This is a genomic window from Chloroflexota bacterium (assembly GCA_034717495.1).
Classification (GTDB): domain Bacteria; phylum Chloroflexota; class Anaerolineae; order JAAEKA01; family JAAEKA01; genus JAYELL01.
Map to the genome: position 1 here is coordinate 15,038 of JAYELL010000114.1, position 17,947 is coordinate 32,984.

The 17,947-nt window shown below is 56.3% G+C and carries 17 protein-coding genes; 11 read left to right on the forward strand and 6 right to left on the reverse strand.

Translation table 11 applies throughout. From position 1 onward, the window contains the following. Positions 1-1,620: a polysaccharide biosynthesis tyrosine autokinase gene (locus tag U9R25_20210; GenBank protein MEA3338219.1), complete on the forward strand. Its 1,620-nt coding sequence runs from the start codon at positions 1-3 to the stop codon at positions 1,618-1,620. A 50-nt stretch (positions 1,621-1,670) separates the two neighbouring features. On the opposite strand, the gene U9R25_20215 is transcribed toward U9R25_20210, so the two are convergent. Further along, positions 1,671-2,852: a radical SAM protein gene (locus U9R25_20215; protein MEA3338220.1), complete on the reverse strand. Its 1,182-nt coding sequence runs from the start codon at positions 2,850-2,852 to the stop codon at positions 1,671-1,673. Positions 2,853-3,064: 212 nt separating this feature from the next. Here U9R25_20215 and U9R25_20220 point away from each other — a divergent pair, with 212 nt between their 5' ends. The 10 genes from U9R25_20220 to jag all read left to right on the forward strand — a co-directional run bounded on the left by U9R25_20220 (position 3,065) and on the right by jag (position 10,393). Next, positions 3,065-3,652 carry an HDIG domain-containing protein gene (locus U9R25_20220; GenBank protein MEA3338221.1) on the forward strand — a complete coding sequence of 196 codons (588 nt, stop codon included), beginning with the start codon at positions 3,065-3,067 and terminating at the stop codon, positions 3,650-3,652. Between the two features lie 33 nt (positions 3,653-3,685). Further along, entirely contained in the window at positions 3,686-4,108 is a 423-nt protein-coding gene (locus tag U9R25_20225; GenBank protein MEA3338222.1) for a hypothetical protein, read from the forward strand. A 26-nt stretch (positions 4,109-4,134) separates the two neighbouring features. Next, on the forward strand, positions 4,135-4,593 hold the full coding sequence (locus tag U9R25_20230; protein ID MEA3338223.1) for a pyridoxamine 5'-phosphate oxidase family protein: 459 nt from the start codon (positions 4,135-4,137) through the stop codon (positions 4,591-4,593). A 16-nt stretch (positions 4,594-4,609) separates the two neighbouring features. Further along, positions 4,610-5,944: an extracellular solute-binding protein gene (locus U9R25_20235; GenBank protein ID MEA3338224.1), complete on the forward strand. Its 1,335-nt coding sequence runs from the start codon at positions 4,610-4,612 to the stop codon at positions 5,942-5,944. A gap of 204 nt (positions 5,945-6,148) precedes the next feature. Further along, positions 6,149-7,567, forward strand: a complete 1,419-nt coding sequence (locus U9R25_20240; protein ID MEA3338225.1) for a hypothetical protein — start codon at positions 6,149-6,151, stop codon at positions 7,565-7,567. 204 nt (positions 7,568-7,771) lie between these two features. After that, entirely contained in the window at positions 7,772-7,936 is a 165-nt protein-coding gene (rpmH, locus tag U9R25_20245) for a 50S ribosomal protein L34 (GenBank protein MEA3338226.1), read from the forward strand. 31 nt (positions 7,937-7,967) lie between these two features. Further along, positions 7,968-8,366 (forward strand): ribonuclease P protein component, encoded by a 399-nt coding sequence (gene rnpA / locus U9R25_20250; GenBank protein ID MEA3338227.1) that lies wholly within the window; start codon positions 7,968-7,970, stop codon positions 8,364-8,366. Then, a complete protein-coding gene (gene yidD, locus U9R25_20255; protein ID MEA3338228.1) occupies positions 8,363-8,572 on the forward strand; it encodes a membrane protein insertion efficiency factor YidD in 210 nt (69 codons plus the stop codon). The genes rnpA and yidD overlap by 4 nt, the downstream gene beginning before the upstream one ends. Before the next feature lie 27 nt (positions 8,573-8,599). Then, positions 8,600-9,571 carry a YidC/Oxa1 family membrane protein insertase gene (locus U9R25_20260; GenBank protein ID MEA3338229.1) on the forward strand — a complete coding sequence of 324 codons (972 nt, stop codon included), beginning with the start codon at positions 8,600-8,602 and terminating at the stop codon, positions 9,569-9,571. A gap of 3 nt (positions 9,572-9,574) precedes the next feature. Next, complete coding sequence (gene jag / locus U9R25_20265; GenBank protein ID MEA3338230.1) at positions 9,575-10,393, forward strand: RNA-binding cell elongation regulator Jag/EloR; 819 nt, start codon at positions 9,575-9,577, stop codon at positions 10,391-10,393. A gap of 78 nt (positions 10,394-10,471) precedes the next feature. Here the strand turns inward: jag and U9R25_20270 are convergent, their stop codons facing one another. The 5 genes from U9R25_20270 to U9R25_20290 all read right to left on the reverse strand — a co-directional run bounded on the left by U9R25_20270 (position 10,472) and on the right by U9R25_20290 (position 17,932). Beyond that, complete coding sequence (locus U9R25_20270; GenBank protein ID MEA3338231.1) at positions 10,472-11,269, reverse strand: MBL fold metallo-hydrolase; 798 nt, start codon at positions 11,267-11,269, stop codon at positions 10,472-10,474. Between the two features lie 22 nt (positions 11,270-11,291). Then, positions 11,292-15,344 (reverse strand): tetratricopeptide repeat protein, encoded by a 4,053-nt coding sequence (locus U9R25_20275; protein MEA3338232.1) that lies wholly within the window; start codon positions 15,342-15,344, stop codon positions 11,292-11,294. Between the two features lie 353 nt (positions 15,345-15,697). Next, entirely contained in the window at positions 15,698-16,075 is a 378-nt protein-coding gene (locus tag U9R25_20280; protein ID MEA3338233.1) for a DUF192 domain-containing protein, read from the reverse strand. Positions 16,076-16,132: 57 nt separating this feature from the next. Then, positions 16,133-16,789, reverse strand: a complete 657-nt coding sequence (locus U9R25_20285) for an A24 family peptidase (protein MEA3338234.1) — start codon at positions 16,787-16,789, stop codon at positions 16,133-16,135. A gap of 90 nt (positions 16,790-16,879) precedes the next feature. Beyond that, complete coding sequence (locus U9R25_20290) at positions 16,880-17,932, reverse strand: pilus assembly protein TadG-related protein (protein ID MEA3338235.1); 1,053 nt, start codon at positions 17,930-17,932, stop codon at positions 16,880-16,882. Positions 17,933-17,947 lie beyond the last annotated feature (15 nt).

The window sequence follows — 17,947 nt, forward strand, 5'->3', positions numbered from 1 at the left end:
ATGGAACTTCGCCAGTATTTTGACACCTTACGCAAGTGGTTATGGCTGATATTGTTATCAACGGCTATAGCTACCGTGGCCAGTTTTCTGGCGACGCGCCAACAAGCACCTATCTATAGCGCCAGTACGACCCTGATGGTGGGTCAGACCCTGGAGAATCCCAACCCGACAGGAAATGAAGTGTGGCTGTCCCAGCAGCTTGCTCAGACCTATGCAGAGCTTGCCAAACGTGATACCGTCAAGCGAGCTGCCATGAAGGAACTCAACCTGAGTTGGCTACCGGAATACACGGTTTCACTTGTGCCGAACACCCAGCTTCTGGAGATTCGGGTTGTTGATGTTGATCCTGTCAGGTCCCGGGATGTAGCCAACTCGTTGGCTAACCAGTTGATATTGCAGAGTCCCAGCGAATCGGACCAGGATCGACAGGATAGACAACTCTATGTCCGGCAGCAACTTGACGAACTCGAAGAAAACATAGATTCGACTAAGGGGCGCATCGGTGAGTTACAGGGCGACCTGAGCGAGATGTTCAGCGCCAGGCAGATTGCTGACACACAGACCCAGATTTTTGCGCTGGAACAGAAGCTCAATGGCTATCAGGCTAACTACGCGTCACTTTTGGGCTTCCTCGAGGGAGGGATCAATACGCTGCGGGTGGTACAGGAAGCCAATCTCCCGGCTACCGCGATCGGACCACAGAAAATGATGACTATCCTGTTAGCTGCAGCAATTGGCCTTTTGCTGGCAGTGGCAGCCGCGTATTTCCTTGAATATTTGGACGATACCCTCAAGGACCCGGATGATATCAAGGATGCGATTGATCTGTCGACTCTGGGTGCGATTACCCGCATTGAGGGCGAAGGTCCCGAAGAAAAACTGGTGACAGCTCTGCAACCGAAATCTCCGGTTTCTGAGGCTTATCGGATTCTGCGTACTAATATCCAGTTTTCGGCACTGGATGACCCCCCGAAGACACTGTTGGTAACCAGTTCCAATCCTACCGAGGGCAAGAGCACTACCCTGGCCAATCTGGGCGTTGTGATGGCACAGCAAGGACAAAGTGTTGTGATCATCGATAGCGATCTGCGCCGTCCAGTCCAGCACCGGATCTTCCAGGTGCCTAACAACGCCGGGTTAACCAATGCGCTGCTTCAAGATAAACCATCAGCAACTGATTTTCTGCAAACCACCCGGATCGATAACCTGAAGGTTCTTACTTCCGGGCCCCTTCCCCCGAACCCTGCCGAGCTGTTGGGATCGAGCCGCTTTCGGGAAATGCTCAAAGATATGGAGAATCAAGTCGACATTGTTTTACTCGATAGCCCCCCAGTGCTGGCGGTGACCGACGCGGCAATTCTCGGACGGCAGGTTGACGGCGTATTGCTAATTATCGACGCAGGAAAGACCCGTCGGCAGATGGCTGTTAGTGCCAAAGATTCAATGGAGAAAATCGGAACCAATATTCTCGGCGTCGTGCTCAACCGACTCAAACCCCAGGGCTCAGGCTATTACTATTACTATTACAATCGCTATTACACCTATGGCGAGGATGGCACAGATCAGAAAAAACGGCGAAGAGGGCCACGTCGACCCAGGACGGATCAAGCAAAGGCGTGAATGATCCTGAAGACCACGGCACACTCAATATGCGATCTGCGTAACTCCAGTTATTGGATGGGAAGTGAGAGCTGGTGAGCCGGTTGACATCCGTCCAGGAGGATGTACGTGGCAGCCTTGTTTGCCCGGACCCCCAATTTCCTTAGATCCGACAGGGCTCGAAGTCTGGCCTGTCTGCGAGCACGCACGATAGCTGCAGCACCGACCGGGCCGATCCCTGGTACCCTGAGCAGCTGTGACTGAGACGCATCGTTTATCTCCAGGGGAAAATAATCAGGGTGTGATTCAGCCCAGGCGACTTTAGGATCCGCGTCGATGGGCAGATTGCCCGCCTGGCTAAATGGAAGTTCACTGGCACTGAATCCGTACTGGCGGATCAGGAAGTCAGCCTGGTACAGACGGTGTTCTCTCAGCGGGAGAGTCGGCGCCACTTCTTCCATGGGTGTGTCTTCCACAGGGCTGAAGGCCGAGTAGTACGCCCGGCGCAGCCCGACTTGCCGATAGAGCATCTGGCTTGTGAGCAACAGTTCCTGGTCGCTTTCACCGGCCGGCCCGACCACAAACTGGGTGGTGGCGCCGGCACTTAACAGCTGCCTTCCCTTGTTTCGTTGATTCCGCACAATCTGCCACGCTCGCTCAAGGGGTTGGATAAGTCCTTGACGGAAATCTTTTTTGGGGGCCAGGTAGGCCAGACGCTGCTGGTTTGGAGCTTCAAGATTCACAGATAGACGATCAGCCAACTCTGCCGCTCGTTCAATCTGGGCCTGTTCAGCATCGGGCAATATCTTCAGGTGGATGTATCCTCGCCACTCGTATTTCTGTCGCACCAGCTCAACCGTGGCGATCATTCGGTCCATGCTGCGAACCGTGCCAACAATCCCTGAACTCAGGAACAGGCCTTCTACCAGGCCCCTGCGCTGCATCTTGTCAAATGCTGCAGCAAGCTGTTCTGGTTCAAGGGTTGCCCGTTTCATGGAGCGACCGGCCCGGAAGGGACAGTAATAGCAGTTCTTTTCGCAGGCACTGGTCTGCATGATTCGCAGCAAGGGCACAGACCTGCCTCCTCGCCCCACAACCGTGGCTACCGACTCGCGCACGTCCGGAATTCTGCTGGAACGCTCAAGTTCGGTCAGAGGTGTTGGTCGACCGTTGACAGCACAAAGATCATATTGGGCGGCCCGGCCCAATAGGTTAAGCTTTTCTCGAAGATCGGGAGTACTATGTACATGCATCGCCGTGGGCTCCTCTTGAGAGGTCAAGGAACAGGTGTTCTTTGAATCCATTATACGAACAAATGTTCCCGTTGTCAACACGATGGCTTCGCGCGAGACTGTTTCACCTTGGCAGGCGCGGCAAGCTATTTGATGCCGCCTCCTTGATAGAATCCGCCAACGGTGCTAGAATCGCTGACAAACCGTTGTCGAAAGGAGACATCCCGGGACTTATGCCATTAGCAAACCGCGAGGAAGCCTGGAATCTATTGTGCGAATGGGTCGAGTCGGACAGCCTGCGCAAGCACATGGTGGCCGTCGAGGCTGCCATGCGTGCCTATGCGAATAAGTATGGTGAAGATGAGAACTTATGGGGAATCACCGGGTTGCTGCACGACCTGGATTTCGAACGCTATCCCGACATGAACGACCCGATCAATGGTCATCCCCGCACGGAACTGCGCCTTTTCCGGGAGTTGGGTTACCCTCCGGAACTCATTCGCGCGGTTGAGGGACACGCTCCCTATCTGGGCATTCCCCGCACGACGAAAATGGACAGCGCGCTGGTAGCCGTGGACGAACTCACTGGCTTGATCATGGCAGTAGGCTACGTGCGCCCAAGCAAGAACCTTGGGGATGTACAGGTGAAATCGGTGCGAAAGAAGTGGAAGGATAAGCGGTTTGCTGCCGCTATCGACCGCCAGGAGATCGCCGAGTATACCGCCGAGCTCGGCGAGGACCTGAATGATCATATTGGTTTCGTGCTGGCAGCCATGCAAGAGGTTGCGGGTGATCTGGGTTTGGACGGGCGAGATCAGTGAGCTTCACATTCGCTTATGAGAAGCAGTGAATTCATGCGGTTGGTCGCTCCGGCCGTGCAACAGCATCTTCCCGATGGTCTCACACTGGCCAGAGGCCGCGTGTGGAGTTTCGGCGCGCAGTTGTACGATGACAATCCCCCCTTCCACTATGAAATAGTTCGCGTTCCCAAGCGGATGGGGGACAGACTGGAACTTGGCTTGCATTTCGAAAGTCGGAGCCGACAGCACAATGTGACCATGTTGAGTGGGTTTTCGCCCCGCCTGTTGGAAATCAAGGGTGAGCTAGGGGGCGGTTTCGAGGCTGAGCTTTGGGATCGGGGATGGACCAAGGTCTACGAGACCGTTCCGCTGGAGGCCTACGAGACTGCCTATCTCGATATGGTGGCTCAACGCATGGGCGCAATTATCCGGGTACTTCATCCGATCTATCGTTCAATGCGCCAACGTGCCAGATGAAAACGCTTGAAGAAGGATAGACAACCGTGGAACAAGTTGCTCCCATTGACCCCGTATTGCAATCATTGGCCGAACGCTTCGCTACCTCGCCGTGTTGCTGGTTTAGCAGCGTCCGACCGGATGGACGCGCACACAGTGCCCCTGTGTGGCACGTGTGGCTTGCGGAGAGAATATACGTGATATGCAGGGCGGATGCCGTACGGGTTGACAACATCCAAAACAATCCGTGGGTGGTACTTGCGCATCCCGATCCAATTAGCCCTGTCATCATCGAGGGAATCGCCGCGTTGGCGCCCGATTCTATGCCAACGTTGCGTCCCCTCTTCAAGAAAAAGTATGATTGGGATCCTGGTGCCAGTTCTGATTATGATTCCGTATTGGCGGTTATGCCCAGTAAACTGATGGCTTGGGGCGAGTTTGGAGAAGGTCGTTGGTCGGGAGAGCAGATACAAAAAGTCAAAGATGTGTCCTATGTGTTGGAATGAGAGAAAGCCACCGATTATGACAACGATCCGTCCGCGAAAGCGAGGGTTTCTTGTCGCCGCGGCGATAGCGGTCTTTTTGATGGCCGTAATCGGCTGCGGTAGCGAGGTCGGCCCGACTCCTGCAGCTACCGGGGCCGCAATGCCGGCCACTTCGGCCGAGCCCGCATCCGTGGCAGCCATAATCCCTTCGCCGGAGCCAGTGCCGGATGCAAGAGATGTTCTTGAGCTCACCTGGTGGACCGTGCCGCAGTTTTCCCCTTTTGGTGAGGCCAAGGCTGACCAACTGGTTGCAACCCAGATCGGTCAGTTTGTTAGCGGCAATCCCGATTTATCGGTTGAGACTGTGGTGAAAGCCCCCTACGGCCGAGGTGGGGTGCTCGATTTCCTTCTGAGAACCCAGAAAGTCGCTCCCTCGCTGTTACCCGATGTAGTCTCCCTGGATGCCGATGAGTTGGGCATCGCCATCCGGGCTGGCCTGCTTCAACCGATCGAAGAGGACTTAATCAGAGAACTTCTCACCGATCTGTTCCCCTTCTCGATTAGTGCAGGGCGCCAGGATGGGCTGCTCTATGCTCTGCAATACGAAGGAGATATCGAACATATCGTGGTCGATACGACGCAGGTCGACGCTGTGCCGCGAAACTGGATGGATATTCTCGATGGAGAACATCCCTATTTTTTCTCACCAGGGCCTTCGGGCAACCCCAGCGATGCCTTTTTGGTGCAGTACCAGGCATCGGGTGGTGTCCTTGGTGGGAAAAATGAACCATTTGTACTGGACGAACAAGCGTTGTTCAGTGTACTGACATTTTATGAGCACGGCCAAGAGCGTGGCGTGATTCCGGCCGAGGTTTTGGACCTGGACAATACCGAAGAGATTTGGCCGATTTTTGATGCTGGTCAGGCACAGGTAGCCCATGTGAGATCATCACGCTTTCTGAAGGAACGGAGAAACAAAACGGGAATGGCCTTTGGAACTATCCCGGCGGCAACGGAACAACCCACCAACATCGGTCGGGGCTGGACCCTGGCAGTGGTGGCGCAGGACCCGGAGCGCCAAGCTGCATCGGTGCGCTTTATCGAGGCAATGCTGGCATCTGAATTCAACGCGACCAGATCGTTGGCAGCCGATCGGTTGCCGGTCCGGCGAAGCGCCCTCGACCTGTGGGACCCGGATGATCCTTATGTTTCCTTTGTGCGCTGGCAACTGGAGGCTGCCGCTACCCACCCGTCGGGAGCCAGTTACCTGCACGCTGCACCTATCCTCTCGGAGGCAGCTCGCTCGGTATTGAGCGGTGATGTGACAGCGCGAGAAGCAACTGAACAGGCAACAGGGATGAGTGTTCCCTGAACAACTCATTATTCACTTGACATATCCAACTTTCCATATTATAATAGTCATAATGGTGGGTTATGGTCGATTAATAAACAATCGATCATCGGGTAATGCCTGATCAAGGCACAACAACAATTCCTTGCGACAACATCCCTGCAGCTCGCAGATGGACGGGATGGTATATTCCCTTTTCCAGCGCGGGTACAAGGAGTTGTAGCTATGTCTGTTCTTTCAGCCAGCAATGGCAGGTTCAATGGAGGCACTGCCACTGCTGTACGCAGCCAGGCTGAGGTCTTGGAAGAGATTGATGTCTATCTAAGAACCGCAGCAGAGGCACTACTCAAGGCCCAGTTGCTCTTACCACCATACATGAGTCAGCCATCCCGGGCAGGGATGGGCTTTCATGCTGGGTCCTCAAACAATCCCGAAGTCACATCCGATGCCAGTCCGGGGCGCATTGCCGTGCCCCCGATACCCTCGCTAGTTCAGCAGCACACACCAGAGGACGATAGCGCTCAATTTGATGACCTGTCTGCAGGTCTGCCACCGGTCGAAGCGATTCAACCGAAAGCAGGACAAGGGAAAATGCTGCGTGCTGCGGCAAGTGAGCAGCAACCCCCGTCCGAAGCTATAGATGATCGAGAAGTAGAGTATCCAATGGCCGATCAGGCTGCTTCTTCGCCGCCCGGCGAACCGGCGAATACATCCAACCCCGCTTCGGCAAACAATGAAGCGAAGGGTGTGGGCGTGCCCGGAGTAAACGATGGTGGACCCTATACGGCTGTCGGAATCCTCACGGAACCAACGGATAGCGGACTGTCGGAAGAACTGGTGGTCCGTCAACCCGAAGTGATGACAGAGGATGACGCCAAGGAGGTCCTGAGCCGGATTTCGACCCGGGACCTGTCGCGCGTCGATGGCGAGGTTTCCAGGCTATATGATGAGGTGGTAACATCTCTCAGCAGCAGTCCAGCGGAAGCCAATGTGGCGCTGGAAGTGCTACGCAAATCCCGCCAGATACTTCTGAAAGACCCTGAGCAGTTTGCCGAAGCCGAATTCCTGGTTCAAAAGGTTCGGACGAAGCTCTCGCAGGTTCAGCGAAGTCGGGATTTCGGCGCCTATTTCGGACCGCGGTTATTCGCCTACGAAGTGCTGTGGTTGGTGTTTCTGGCCGGCCTGGCCATCGTTACGACCGTCAACGGCGCAGCCGTCGCCCGGTCGTTTGCCTATCTGCTCGGTGTTCCAATCGATAGCGAAGCGCTAAACTGGGCTATCATGTTCATGAGTACTGTGGCGTGGGGTGGCATAGGCGGTGTGACAAGCGCTTTGTGGTCGTTGCATCATCACATTTCGGTGGCCAAAGACTACGATCCGGTGGAGAATATGTGGTATCTTTCCCAGCCGGTGATGGGCATGGTACTGGGCGGAATCGTCTATCTCATAGTGGCATCTGGTTTCCTCGTCGTGCAGGTGGACCTGTCATCTCAGGGAACAGCTTTCGGTGCCCGGCTGCTACCTGCCGCCATCGCTGTGGTAGTGGGTTTCCGCCAAACGGTTGTGTTAACCCTGGTTGAACGAGTAGTGCAATTGCTGGTGCCCACCGATGATGGTGACAGCTCTACTCGGCCACCGATTTGACGGAAAACAGGGCCACAGGTATAATATCTTTCGCTCATATTCGGCAATCCTGATTGTCGATTGCTGGCGAAGCAAAAGCGGGCGAGGAGCGCGTCTTTACCTCTCCCGTTTTTTTGCTGTTTAATGCCCATACTGGTGTGTCATGTCGTGGCATTGCTGCACGCACTCGGGCAGAAAAGAAATAAAGAGGAGCACAAAGGATTAATGCCAAAGAGAACGTATCAGCCAAAGGTTCGACGTCGTCTGCGGGTCCACGGTTTCCGCAAGCGAATGAGCACCGGCGAAGGTCAGAATGTCGTCAAGCGTCGCCGACAGCGCGGGCGCAAGAGAATGGCGGCTAGCGTAAGCTACCGTAAACGTACCTGGTAAACTACCCACGGTTCACAGGGATCGACTGGCATTGAAGCGGTACCAGCGGTTGCGACCCAGCGGTCGCTTTGGAAAGGTGCGCCGCGAAGGCAAGTGCTGGGCTGCCCGGTTAATGGTGGTATGTGTGTTACCCAACAATCTCGACACGAGTCGGTTCGGGTTTTCGGTGAGTAAGCGGGTTGGAAAGGCAGTTGTGCGCAATCGTGTCCGGCGCCGGATTCGGGAGGTTGTGCGTCTTCGGCAACATCAAATCGCTCCTGGTTGGGATATCGTGTTTATTGCCCGGTCACCCATTGCCAGGGCCAATTATGGCGAAGTCGAACTGACGTGTGACCGGTTACTGGACAGGGCAGGTTTGTGGTTAGCTGTTCCCGGCCCCTCGGAAGAAATCAATGCGGGCATGTCTTCAGGTGGAAATACTGGTTTATGAGTTGGTTTGTGGTCACGCTTATCAAAGGATATCAGCGGTTTATTTCACCCTTCCTTGCCTCGAACTGTCGTTTTGAGCCAACCTGTTCGCATTATACGGTGGAAGCCGTTGAGCGCTACGGCGCCGCAAAGGGGTTGTGGCTGGGTGCAAAGAGAATCAGCCGGTGTAATCCTTTCAATGACGGCGGACCCGACCCGGTACCATAGACCTGGACAAAGGATAAAATAACAGTTATGTTGAACAAACGGGCAATAGGCCTGTTGCTAGTATTGGGGATCCTGGTGCTTTTGATGTCAGGTTGTGCACCCGTTGAACAGCCTGATGGCACATTAAAACCTCCAACCTGGATTGCTCCTATCGCAGCTCCCCTCCAGTGGGTTATCGAGTTTGTATACAACAGCATATTGACGCCGATCGGCCTCGCTTCCTACGGGCTTGCCATTATCCTGGTTACGGTCCTGATCCGCATGGCTCTCTATCCTCTGACACGCAAGCAGATGAGTTCCATGAAAAAGATGCAGGAAATCCAGCCTCGCATGAAGGAAATCCAGGATAAATATGGCAAGGATCGGGAAAAACTAGCGCAGAAGCAAATGGAATTGTACAAGGAGGAAGGGGTCAATCCGGCAGGGGGCTGTTTACCCATGCTGGTCCAGATGCCCATCCTTTTTGCCTTTTACTACGCGTTGTTGAGCCTGGGGGACAAACTGGCAGAACCCTTCCTGTGGATCCCCGATCTATCTTTTCCGGAATATCGGGAAGGCATGACATGGCTCTCACCGGTGACAATTGAGCACATATTTTCACCGGCGGTGCTTCCCTACCTGGTATTGCCCATCGTTTACATCCTGTCTCAGTTTGTGATGCAGAGAATGAGCACAGCAGCCAACCCATCTTCTCAGATGGCGGGTGGCACCGGCAATATCATGAAGCTGATGCCATTGATGTTTGGGTACATAACACTGATCGTTCCTTCTGGTTTGACGTTGTATTGGGTCACGTCAAACGTTGTCCAGATCATCCAGCAGGGCTTCACAACAGGGTGGAGTAGCTTGTGGCCCGGCAAGAAGGAAGAACCAGCCCTCGCTGCTGCCTCCGGCAGTTCAAAGCAAACAGTGCCCGTAACCAGTGACGGCTCAACCACAGATACCCAATCCACCGTGTCAGCCGGCCGGCGGCGAAAACTACGAAAGAAAAAGAGGTAAACTATGGTGTCGTCCCCCGGCGGCGAATTTCGCGGCAAAACAGTCAAGGAAGCGACCGATGCCGGCTTGGCCCAATTAGGGCTGACCAGTAATCAGGTCGAAATCGAGGTTCTAAGTAAAGGTAGTCGAGGTGTGCTGGGCTTTGGCGCCGAAGATGCTCGTGTCCGTATCACGCCAGTGACATCGTCCGAGTCATCCGCAAAGCTTTCAACTGAAGAAGCCGTGCAGCCTGAAGAAACAGCCATTGCCGAAACGGTTGAGAAGAGCATGGTCGTGGCGAGCGAGCCTGCTGCTGTCGAGCAGGTGGAAGATCAACAGCCCGTCGAAAGTGATCCAGAGGCAGCTGAGCCAGATGTGGCTGCCATTTCCGTCGGTCTGCTTCAAGGTTTGCTGGATCATATGGATGTTCACACCAACGTTCGAGCGGTGGAATACCAGGGTGTCCTGGACGCAGGCCAGGAACCGCCCCTGGTATTAAACATCGAGGGCGAAGACCTGGGCATTTTGATCGGACGGCGGGGCGAAACCCTGGCCGCGATTCAATACATCACGCGCCTGATGGTTAACCATCAGGTCCACCGGTGGACAAATCTGGTGGTGGATGTGGAGGGCTACAAGGCGCGACGAGAGCAGCAGTTGGTTCAGTTGGCGGAAAGAATGGCTGATCGAGCCGTTGAGTCTGGCCGCCCGGTTGTGTTGGAAGCCATGCCCGCCCGGGAGCGACGCATTGTTCATATTGCCCTGCGCAACAACCCCAACGTGTCGACGGAAAGCGTCGGTGAGGGTGATAATCGCAAGGTGACCATCATTCCCGTCGAATAGTTCCGTAGCTATCGGCACAAAAGGAAAACCGAAGCGCCTCCGGAAAACCTGGAGGCGCTTTTGATTCCGGCGAGTGTTTCAAGAGGCGTTGTGGGCAATGGTGACCATATCACCGGGAGCCGGCACCAGGACTCGTCTCGCAAAGTATCGTTCAGCCGCGATACGGTAGGCCTGGCTGGCAGTAGATCCGGTATCTTGCCGGTGCACCAGGGCCAGTTGTCTCACTCCCACTTCCTGGGCCATGCTTGCAGCCGTCGCGGCATCGGAATGTTTGGCTGCGTTCTCAGCAGGTGGGACAAGGTAGAATGAATCATGGATCAACAGATCCGCCCCCCTGGCCAGGTCGGCAATGTCCTCTTTGGGTCCTGTGTCCGAACTGTACACAACGATAGAGCCGTCTGTTGTAATCAGGCGAATGCCAAAACTGGGCACTGTGTGGTTACCGCGCGCCAACCGGTATTTCATGGACTCGGCACCAGGCAGCGAAAGCTCGCTCGTTTTTATCGACAGCGGGACAGAGTGGATGATTGGCTTCATGCGTTCCGCCAGGTTGGGATAGGCTGTAGAGACGAGTCGCCACGCAGCGGTCAAGACAGCAGGCACACCGATGATGAAAAGCCCCTGGTCGGGCCAAAAAAGGGTTCGGTTTAGGAGAAGCATTGGCAGCCCGAGAGTGTGATCGCCATGTTGATGGGATATGAATACATGGGTCAATTCCCCCGGATCGATGCCGGCGTCCTCCAGCTGGCGCATGATCGCCGGTCCACAGTCCAGAAGAATGGAAGTGCCGCCCTCGCGAACCAGAAGAGCCGTATGGTCGCTGGCCGGGAAAACTGCCATGGCGCCACCGACACCGAGAAAGAGGATCTCTGTCATAGAAAGTTTCCTTGCGTTTAGATCACCCCGTGCCGGTAAGCTGGCGCAGGTGTTGGCGCGCCACATCGGCGTACTCTCCGTTGGGCGCTTGCTTCAGATAGGATCGCCACTGTTCAATCGCCTCGCGATCCTGCTCCAGGGCTTCAAATGAAAGGGCCAGTCCCCGCATGGCTTGAGTCCGCTGAGGACTGATATCCAATACTGCCTGATAGAGTTCCAGGGCATCCGACCACAACTCCTGTTCCAGCAGGATATCTGCCTGGAGCATCAGCGAACCCACCTGATCATCAGGAGCGGCTATCGACTGGGCCACTCGCGCGGAATCCAGCGCTTGTGCAAGCTCGCCCTGGGCCCAATAGGTATTGGCAAGGCGCATGTGATACCATTGCTCATCCCGGTACTCCGGCCGGCGTGCCAGGGCTTGTTCGAAGGCTTCAAGGGCGAAGTCTGGCTGATCCGCCAACAGGTAAGCGTCACCCAGGAGAACGCGGTACCAGGCGTTTTCGGGTTGGATGTCCACCGCCTGTTGGTAGGAGTCCAGGGCATCTTCCAATTGGCCTGCATCACGGTAGGCGTGTCCGAGTCTGACATGGGCTGTTGTGTTGCTGTCATCCAGGGCGAGAGCAGCAACATAGTGTTCAATGGCCTGCTCTGGCCGGCCATTGAGCCGGTAGGTTTCACCTATTTCAATGGTAGCTGACAGGTTTTCCGGGTCCCGGGCCACGGCTGCTTCGAGATCCTCCACAGCGGCATCGATGCGCCCATCCTCCCTGCGGAGGATACCGCGTTGCATCAGGACACGTGCTGCCAATGCATCTCGTTGTGTGAGGCCCAAGGCACGGTTCAGCAGAATCTCGGCCCGTGAGATGTTGCCAATTTCGACCAGCGCCTCACTTAATTGCATGTAGGCTTCCACGTAATTGGGGTCAATGTCGGTAGCCAGTTCCAGTTCGACGATAGCATCACGTGCCTGTTCTGCCCTCAGGTAGGCTTTACCCAGTTCGAAATGAGCTTCAGCATTGTCGGGATTTGTCTCGACAGCAGTCTGGTATTGGCGCAAGGCCTCGTCAGTCTTGCCCTGCCTTGTGAGTGCATCACCCAGCTGCAGGTGGGCGCCAAGAAAGGCTGGATCGACAACCAGGGCGTCATAATAGTATTCCACCGCTCCCGCGAGGTTATCCTGGCTTTTCGCGAGGTTTCCCAGCTTGGTAAACGCCTGGGCACTGGACTCACCTTCCCCGATGGACTCGCTCATGATTTCACGAGCCTTCTCAATCTCTCCGGCATTCTGGTAGGCAACTCCCAGCTGAAGCCGGATATCGGTATGGTCCGGGTCGAGAGAAAGCGCCTGTTCCAGGTTTTCGATGGCCTCGCCCAAACGACCCTGTTGCCGGTATAGCTCTCCGAGATGAAAAAAGGCCAGGGCCAGATCCGGATGCAGGTCGATCGCGCGCAGGAAGCGGCGTTCCGCGGCGTCATCCTGTCCCATTACCTGGTAGGCCAGACCCATTTGAATGTATGCACCTGGGAAATCTTCTCCACCGGGCATTGCCAGAAGATCGGCAAAGGCAGCGATCGCCTCTTGCGGTTGGCCTGCCTTACGGTAGGCCTGGCCGAGTCTTAACATGGCCTCCGGATCCTCTGGTACCAGCTGGACCGTTTTCGAGTAATGATCCAGGGCCGCCGGCAGTTCGTCCTGCTCTTCGAGTGCCTTGCCCAGCGTTAAATGAGCCTGCCAGGTATCTGGCTGGATCGAAAGCGCCGTTGTAAGAGCGTCGGTGGCCAGTTCCGGTTGATCCGAATGGTAGTAGGTCTGACCCAGGCGGAGGTAAAGATCTGCGTTTTCGGGCAACGCGGCGATCCCGGCCTGATAGGTGTCGATGGCAGCTGTGAGATCACCCTGGCGGTCGTACAGCGAGCCCATCTGGAAATAGGTGCCGGAGTAGGCTGGATCCACTTCCAGTGCCAGACCATAGCTTTCCAATGCCTCAGCGATGTTGCCCTCACTTGCCAGCGTGTTGCCCTTTTTTGTATAGGCTGCGGCAAGGCTCCTGGCATCCGTTTCCCCCAGGCCGCCGATTTCCGCCAGGACAGTTTCTGCCTCTTCCTTCTTTCCCTGAGCCAGCAGGATTTCGCTCAACTGGAGATAGGCATCGACGAAGTCCGGATCGATATCCGTGGTTTTGCGAAAATAGGTCTCGGCGGCTTCCAGCTTGCCCTGGAGCCGATTAACCTCACCCAAGTGGAAGTGGATCTGCGGAAGTTCAGGGTCAAGAGCCAGGGCAGTCTCCAGCGTTTCGCTTGCTTCCTCATACTGGGCAAGTCCAATCAAAGCAATTCCCAGTTGAATGAGACCGTAGGGGTTCTCCGGATCAATCTGTGCCAGAGCCTGGAGTTGCTCCACGGCTTCATCCAGGTTCCCCTGCTTCCGATAGATCTGTCCCAGTCGCAGCATGGCCTCCGGGTCATCCTGTCTGATAGCCAAAGCTTTTTGATAGCTCTCTGCAGCAGCATCCAGCGCTTCCTGCTGCTCGTACAGTTTTCCCAGTTCCAACATTGCCTGGTGCATCACCGGGTTGAGTTCGATTGCCTGAGCCAACCGTTGTTCCGCATCGTTCAGGCGACCGGCCCGGCGATAGGCCTGACCCAGCCGGAAATGGGCCTCGGCGTCCCGGTCATCTGCCTCGACCGCGCGTTCGTAGGTGGCAAGCGCCTCCTCGCCGCGCGCTTGTTGTTCAAAAAGGTTGGCGAGTTGGAAATAGCTGCCAACATAGGAAGGGTCTGCCCCTTGAGCTTCCTTGTAGCGACCCTCGGCTGCCTCCAGGTCTCCCGCCTGTCGAAACACGTTGCCCAGTTTGGTCAGTGCCTGCGCAGCCTGGCGGGGTTGATCCGATGCGCCCTGCAAAACCCGGGCGAACGTCTCCACTGCTTTGGCCTGGTTGCCCAGGACCTGATAGGCGACTCCCAGTTCCACCAATAGATTGGCATCGGAAGGACTGGATTCAAGCAATTGTTCATAGTGTTCAACCGCCGCGGCAAAATCGCCGCCATCGCGATAGCTATTGGCAAGGACCAGGCGGAGATCATCGTTTCCAGGAATCTGCTGCAGGGCTTCGAGATAAAGCTCGATGGCCTCTGCGGAGCGATCCCGGGTCGCCAGAACCTGGCCCAACCAGAGATAGTTCCGCGGGCTTCCGGTATCGAGCCGGATTGCCTCGCGCAAATGGGGCTCGGCCTGGTCAAGTTGTCCCAGGCGTGCGTAGGTCTGGCCCAAAAAGAAGTTGGCATTTGGATTGTCTTGTGCTGCGGATACGGCACCCTCAAACTGCTGAAGGGCCTGGGACAACTGACCCCCGTTTAGATAGATCTGTCCCAGCTGGATAAACGATCCGGCAAAGTCATCCGCGATTTCCTGGGCCTGCTGATAGAGGGCAATGGCCTGATCGGTCTTCCCCTCCAGCGCGTCCAGATTGCCCAGGCGGGTCAGCGCAGAGGCCTGCGCGCGCGGATCGGTGACCGCAATCTCCAGGGCCTGCTCGAACTGATCCCGCGCATCCTCCAGCTTTCCCTGAGCCTGATAGATGCTGCCGATCTGTATGATTGCATCGGCAAAGGATGGGTTGGTGTTGAGAGTCTTGCGATATTGGCTGATGGCCCCACTGTCGTTTCCCTGTTCCCGGTAGATTTCCCCCATCTGGAAGTGGGCAAGGGCATAGTCGGGGTCCTTCTCCAGGGCAAGTTGGTACTGCTCGATAGCCTGCCCGGCCAAACCCTGGGCAATGTAGATGTTGCCCCGCTTAAACGCTGGCGCAGGAGAGATGGAATCGGCTGCTTCTGCCTGGTTGTAGCTGGCGAGAGCTGCCTCGAAATCGCCGGCGGCCATCAGGTCGTCGCCTTCCTTGAGAGCCCTGTTAAAAACGATGGCATCGATCTGAACAGGCGTTACCGGATCGGGCTGAAGGCCGGCAGCCAATAACAGGCCGGCCACGACAAAAAGGGGAAGCAACACCACGGCCACTAATGCAAATTTGACAGGTGTTGATAAACGAGACAATCGTTGGCTAAGAGAATTCACAGGTTCACCGATTGGCCGGGAGAAACCGGGTGAGTGGCTTGCCGCCAGTCGCTTGTGTGCACGGCTAACGGACCACCAGGCCCCGGGCTGCTAAACAATTCAGGTCCGGTCATTATACTTTGGACGAGCGGTGGGGACAAGAAAGGGGATGGTATGATGCCATGATGTCATTATGTCATTATGTCACAATGGCGCAATGGCGCAAGTGGCGCAGGAAGCAGCCCCGCGTTATCATAGGAGTCGAGGCTTTAGCTAAACTGAAGCCAGAATGGGAACAGGAGTTTTCGTAGGTCCGGCTACCAGCCGGACGATCTGGTACACCAGAGATGTCACGCTGATACGGAGAACTGGTGCTACCCGATCCCTTTTTCGTAACCCCGCAGCGCCAGTTGATCTCCCACCTCGGTGCCAGTGGCCGCGGCAGTCCCGGCCGGCAGCTCGACCACAAAGCGGGAGTCGCGGTGGATTCGACCGAAGCGCCATGGTTGCATCCCATGGTCGACGGCAACGACCCGAAGATCCCGGCTGACGTAAAGGACGTCGATGGGAAAACGCATGAAGTGGCTGTGGATCGAGTTGCAGGGCAGGATGAGCAGACCCTGGCCATCGGCCAGGTCTTTGCTGCCCATCAGGCCAACCAGGCGGGGCAAAAAGCTATCGGCCACCCGACCACGGGAGACGATGGTCCTGCTTCGGGTGAGGTTATCGATCTGTAACGCGTTGTTTTTCATTGGAGACTGGGTAGGAATTGAATATTGACCATTGATCGTTGACCATTGTCAATTGAATTACCCTGGCCACAAGCCCCAGGTTTGCAGCAAGACCAACCATGCACCCAGCGCCAGGTAAGGCCCGTAGGCAATGGGATCCTTGCGGCCGGCCCGGCGGGTGATCAAGAGTAGGGCGGCCGCTATGCCGCCGGCGATGACGCCCAGCAGTATGGCGCTGAGGATGACAGGGAAACCCAGCAGCGCGCCAAGAGCCGCCTCCAACTTGACATCGCCCATGCCCATGGTGCCGCGGCTGGCGAAGCGCAGGGTCAGAAACAGGCCGCCACCTATCAGGAGACCGATCAATGCCGCCGGCAAGCCTGGTTGTTGCAGCCAGGCGAGCTGCACTGCCGCCCACACCAACAGACTCGCTACCAGGGGGTTGGGAATGCGCCGCACCTGGAAATCGACCAGGGAGATGCACAGCAACAGGGCGGTGACCACCAGCGCAGCTACGACCACAGTCAACTCGGAGGCCTGCCAGCCCACGTACGCGCCCCACAGCATCATGAAGGCGAGAGTTGCTGCTGCCAGTAGGGGAAACTCGCGCGCATCCAGAGGTTTCGCGTCCAGTGTATCAACGCGGTAATGAGCCACGAAATGTTCGGCGGCCAGCCATACCAGCCAACCCACGACTAGTCCAGCCACGCCAGCCGCGCCTGCCTGCCATGTCATTATTGAACCATCCGATAGTGTCAGGAAAGAAAACCTCCGAAGAGAACACTTCTCTCCGGAAGTTGTATGCACCTCACAAAAGTAGAGTTGCTACTCGATCAGGCTGACGGCATTGACCCCACCAGGAATGGGAGGCGTTCCGCTGGTGCTGCCACAGAAGGTGTCGCATGGAGTGCAGGAGACGCTGACAACGATAACCTTGTCCTTCCATGGGGGCACTCCCCCGTCCAGCCTGGGCAATTCGAATTGCTGGATCCATCCGATCACGTCGATACAGCCGAGGCCAGTTATGTGGTAGGTAGTGCCGCCCGGACAGGAAATGCCGGGGCATCCCGTGTAGTCGAAAATGGGAACACTCACCTGATCACCTGCTCGGGCTTCCACATCACTCCGGGCAGCTGCACGCACACCGTTATCGCCGGCAAAGCATGCCGGTATGGTAATCTGAGCTGCTGAATCGTTCAGAATCCAGCATCTGAGTTCGCTGGTGCCGCATCCTGACTGTGCGCAGGTTTCCCCATAGGTATCGTCAACGACATCGGAAAAATCAAGCCAGGAGCGACCGGTGCTGTTCAGCACGTCGATTATCCCGTCGACATCTACATCGCAATCATAGATCAAACAATCGGCGTCCTGGTTCATGTTGTTGCCAGCCCAGACGTAGAATGGCGTGCCGCAGGGTCGGGATGGATCGAGGAGCTGAAGCCATTGCGATTCCGAGAATCCAATGGGCCACAATCCACAGACCCGATCTGCGCCACCACAGACGGCGGTTGCCCGTGCACCCGGGTTGAACTGACTCTGGCCCAGGACACTGGCTGCCAGGGAGGGAATCGTCTGGCTAACGACCACGGTCATGTGGTAGGCGCTGGCTGGCGTAGGAAACCCAATGCCGGCCCCTGTAGCGTAGGTCAGGGCGACCGTGGTCGCCGGGCCCTGTGCCGCCGCCCAGGTTTGATCCTCGAAACAGATCTGGCGCGCACCTTCCAACGCCCCGGCATCGGCGGCATTCTGGAGTTGCCGGCGCTTAAGGTAGACCTGGCCCACGTCGACAGCCAGCGCCAGGAAGCCCAGAAGCACCACCAACATCAACGCGACCTGGACCAGGGTCTGGCCGTCGTTCTGTTTACGCTGTTCGCTCATTGACCGGTCTCCTGC

Bases quoted from the DNA above. Each gene is read 5' to 3' on its own strand.
- U9R25_20210 (MEA3338219.1), top strand. From the start codon at position 1: ATGGAACTTCGCCAGTATTTTGACACCTTACGCAAGTGGTTATGGCTG.
- U9R25_20260 (MEA3338229.1), top strand. From the start codon at position 8,600: ATGTTGAACAAACGGGCAATAGGCCTGTTGCTAGTATTGGGGATCCTG.
- U9R25_20235 (MEA3338224.1), top strand. From the start codon at position 4,610: ATGACAACGATCCGTCCGCGAAAGCGAGGGTTTCTTGTCGCCGCGGCG.
- U9R25_20290 (MEA3338235.1), bottom strand. From the start codon at position 17,932: ATGAGCGAACAGCGTAAACAGAACGACGGCCAGACCCTGGTCCAGGTC.
- U9R25_20280 (MEA3338233.1), bottom strand. From the start codon at position 16,075: ATGAAAAACAACGCGTTACAGATCGATAACCTCACCCGAAGCAGGACC.
- jag (MEA3338230.1), top strand. From the start codon at position 9,575: ATGGTGTCGTCCCCCGGCGGCGAATTTCGCGGCAAAACAGTCAAGGAA.
- U9R25_20270 (MEA3338231.1), bottom strand. From the start codon at position 11,269: ATGACAGAGATCCTCTTTCTCGGTGTCGGTGGCGCCATGGCAGTTTTC.
- U9R25_20215 (MEA3338220.1), bottom strand. From the start codon at position 2,852: ATGCATGTACATAGTACTCCCGATCTTCGAGAAAAGCTTAACCTATTG.
- yidD (MEA3338228.1), top strand. From the start codon at position 8,363: ATGAGTTGGTTTGTGGTCACGCTTATCAAAGGATATCAGCGGTTTATT.
- U9R25_20220 (MEA3338221.1), top strand. From the start codon at position 3,065: ATGCCATTAGCAAACCGCGAGGAAGCCTGGAATCTATTGTGCGAATGG.
- U9R25_20225 (MEA3338222.1), top strand. From the start codon at position 3,686: ATGCGGTTGGTCGCTCCGGCCGTGCAACAGCATCTTCCCGATGGTCTC.
- U9R25_20240 (MEA3338225.1), top strand. From the start codon at position 6,149: ATGTCTGTTCTTTCAGCCAGCAATGGCAGGTTCAATGGAGGCACTGCC.
- U9R25_20285 (MEA3338234.1), bottom strand. From the start codon at position 16,789: ATGACATGGCAGGCAGGCGCGGCTGGCGTGGCTGGACTAGTCGTGGGT.
- rpmH (MEA3338226.1), top strand. From the start codon at position 7,772: ATGCCAAAGAGAACGTATCAGCCAAAGGTTCGACGTCGTCTGCGGGTC.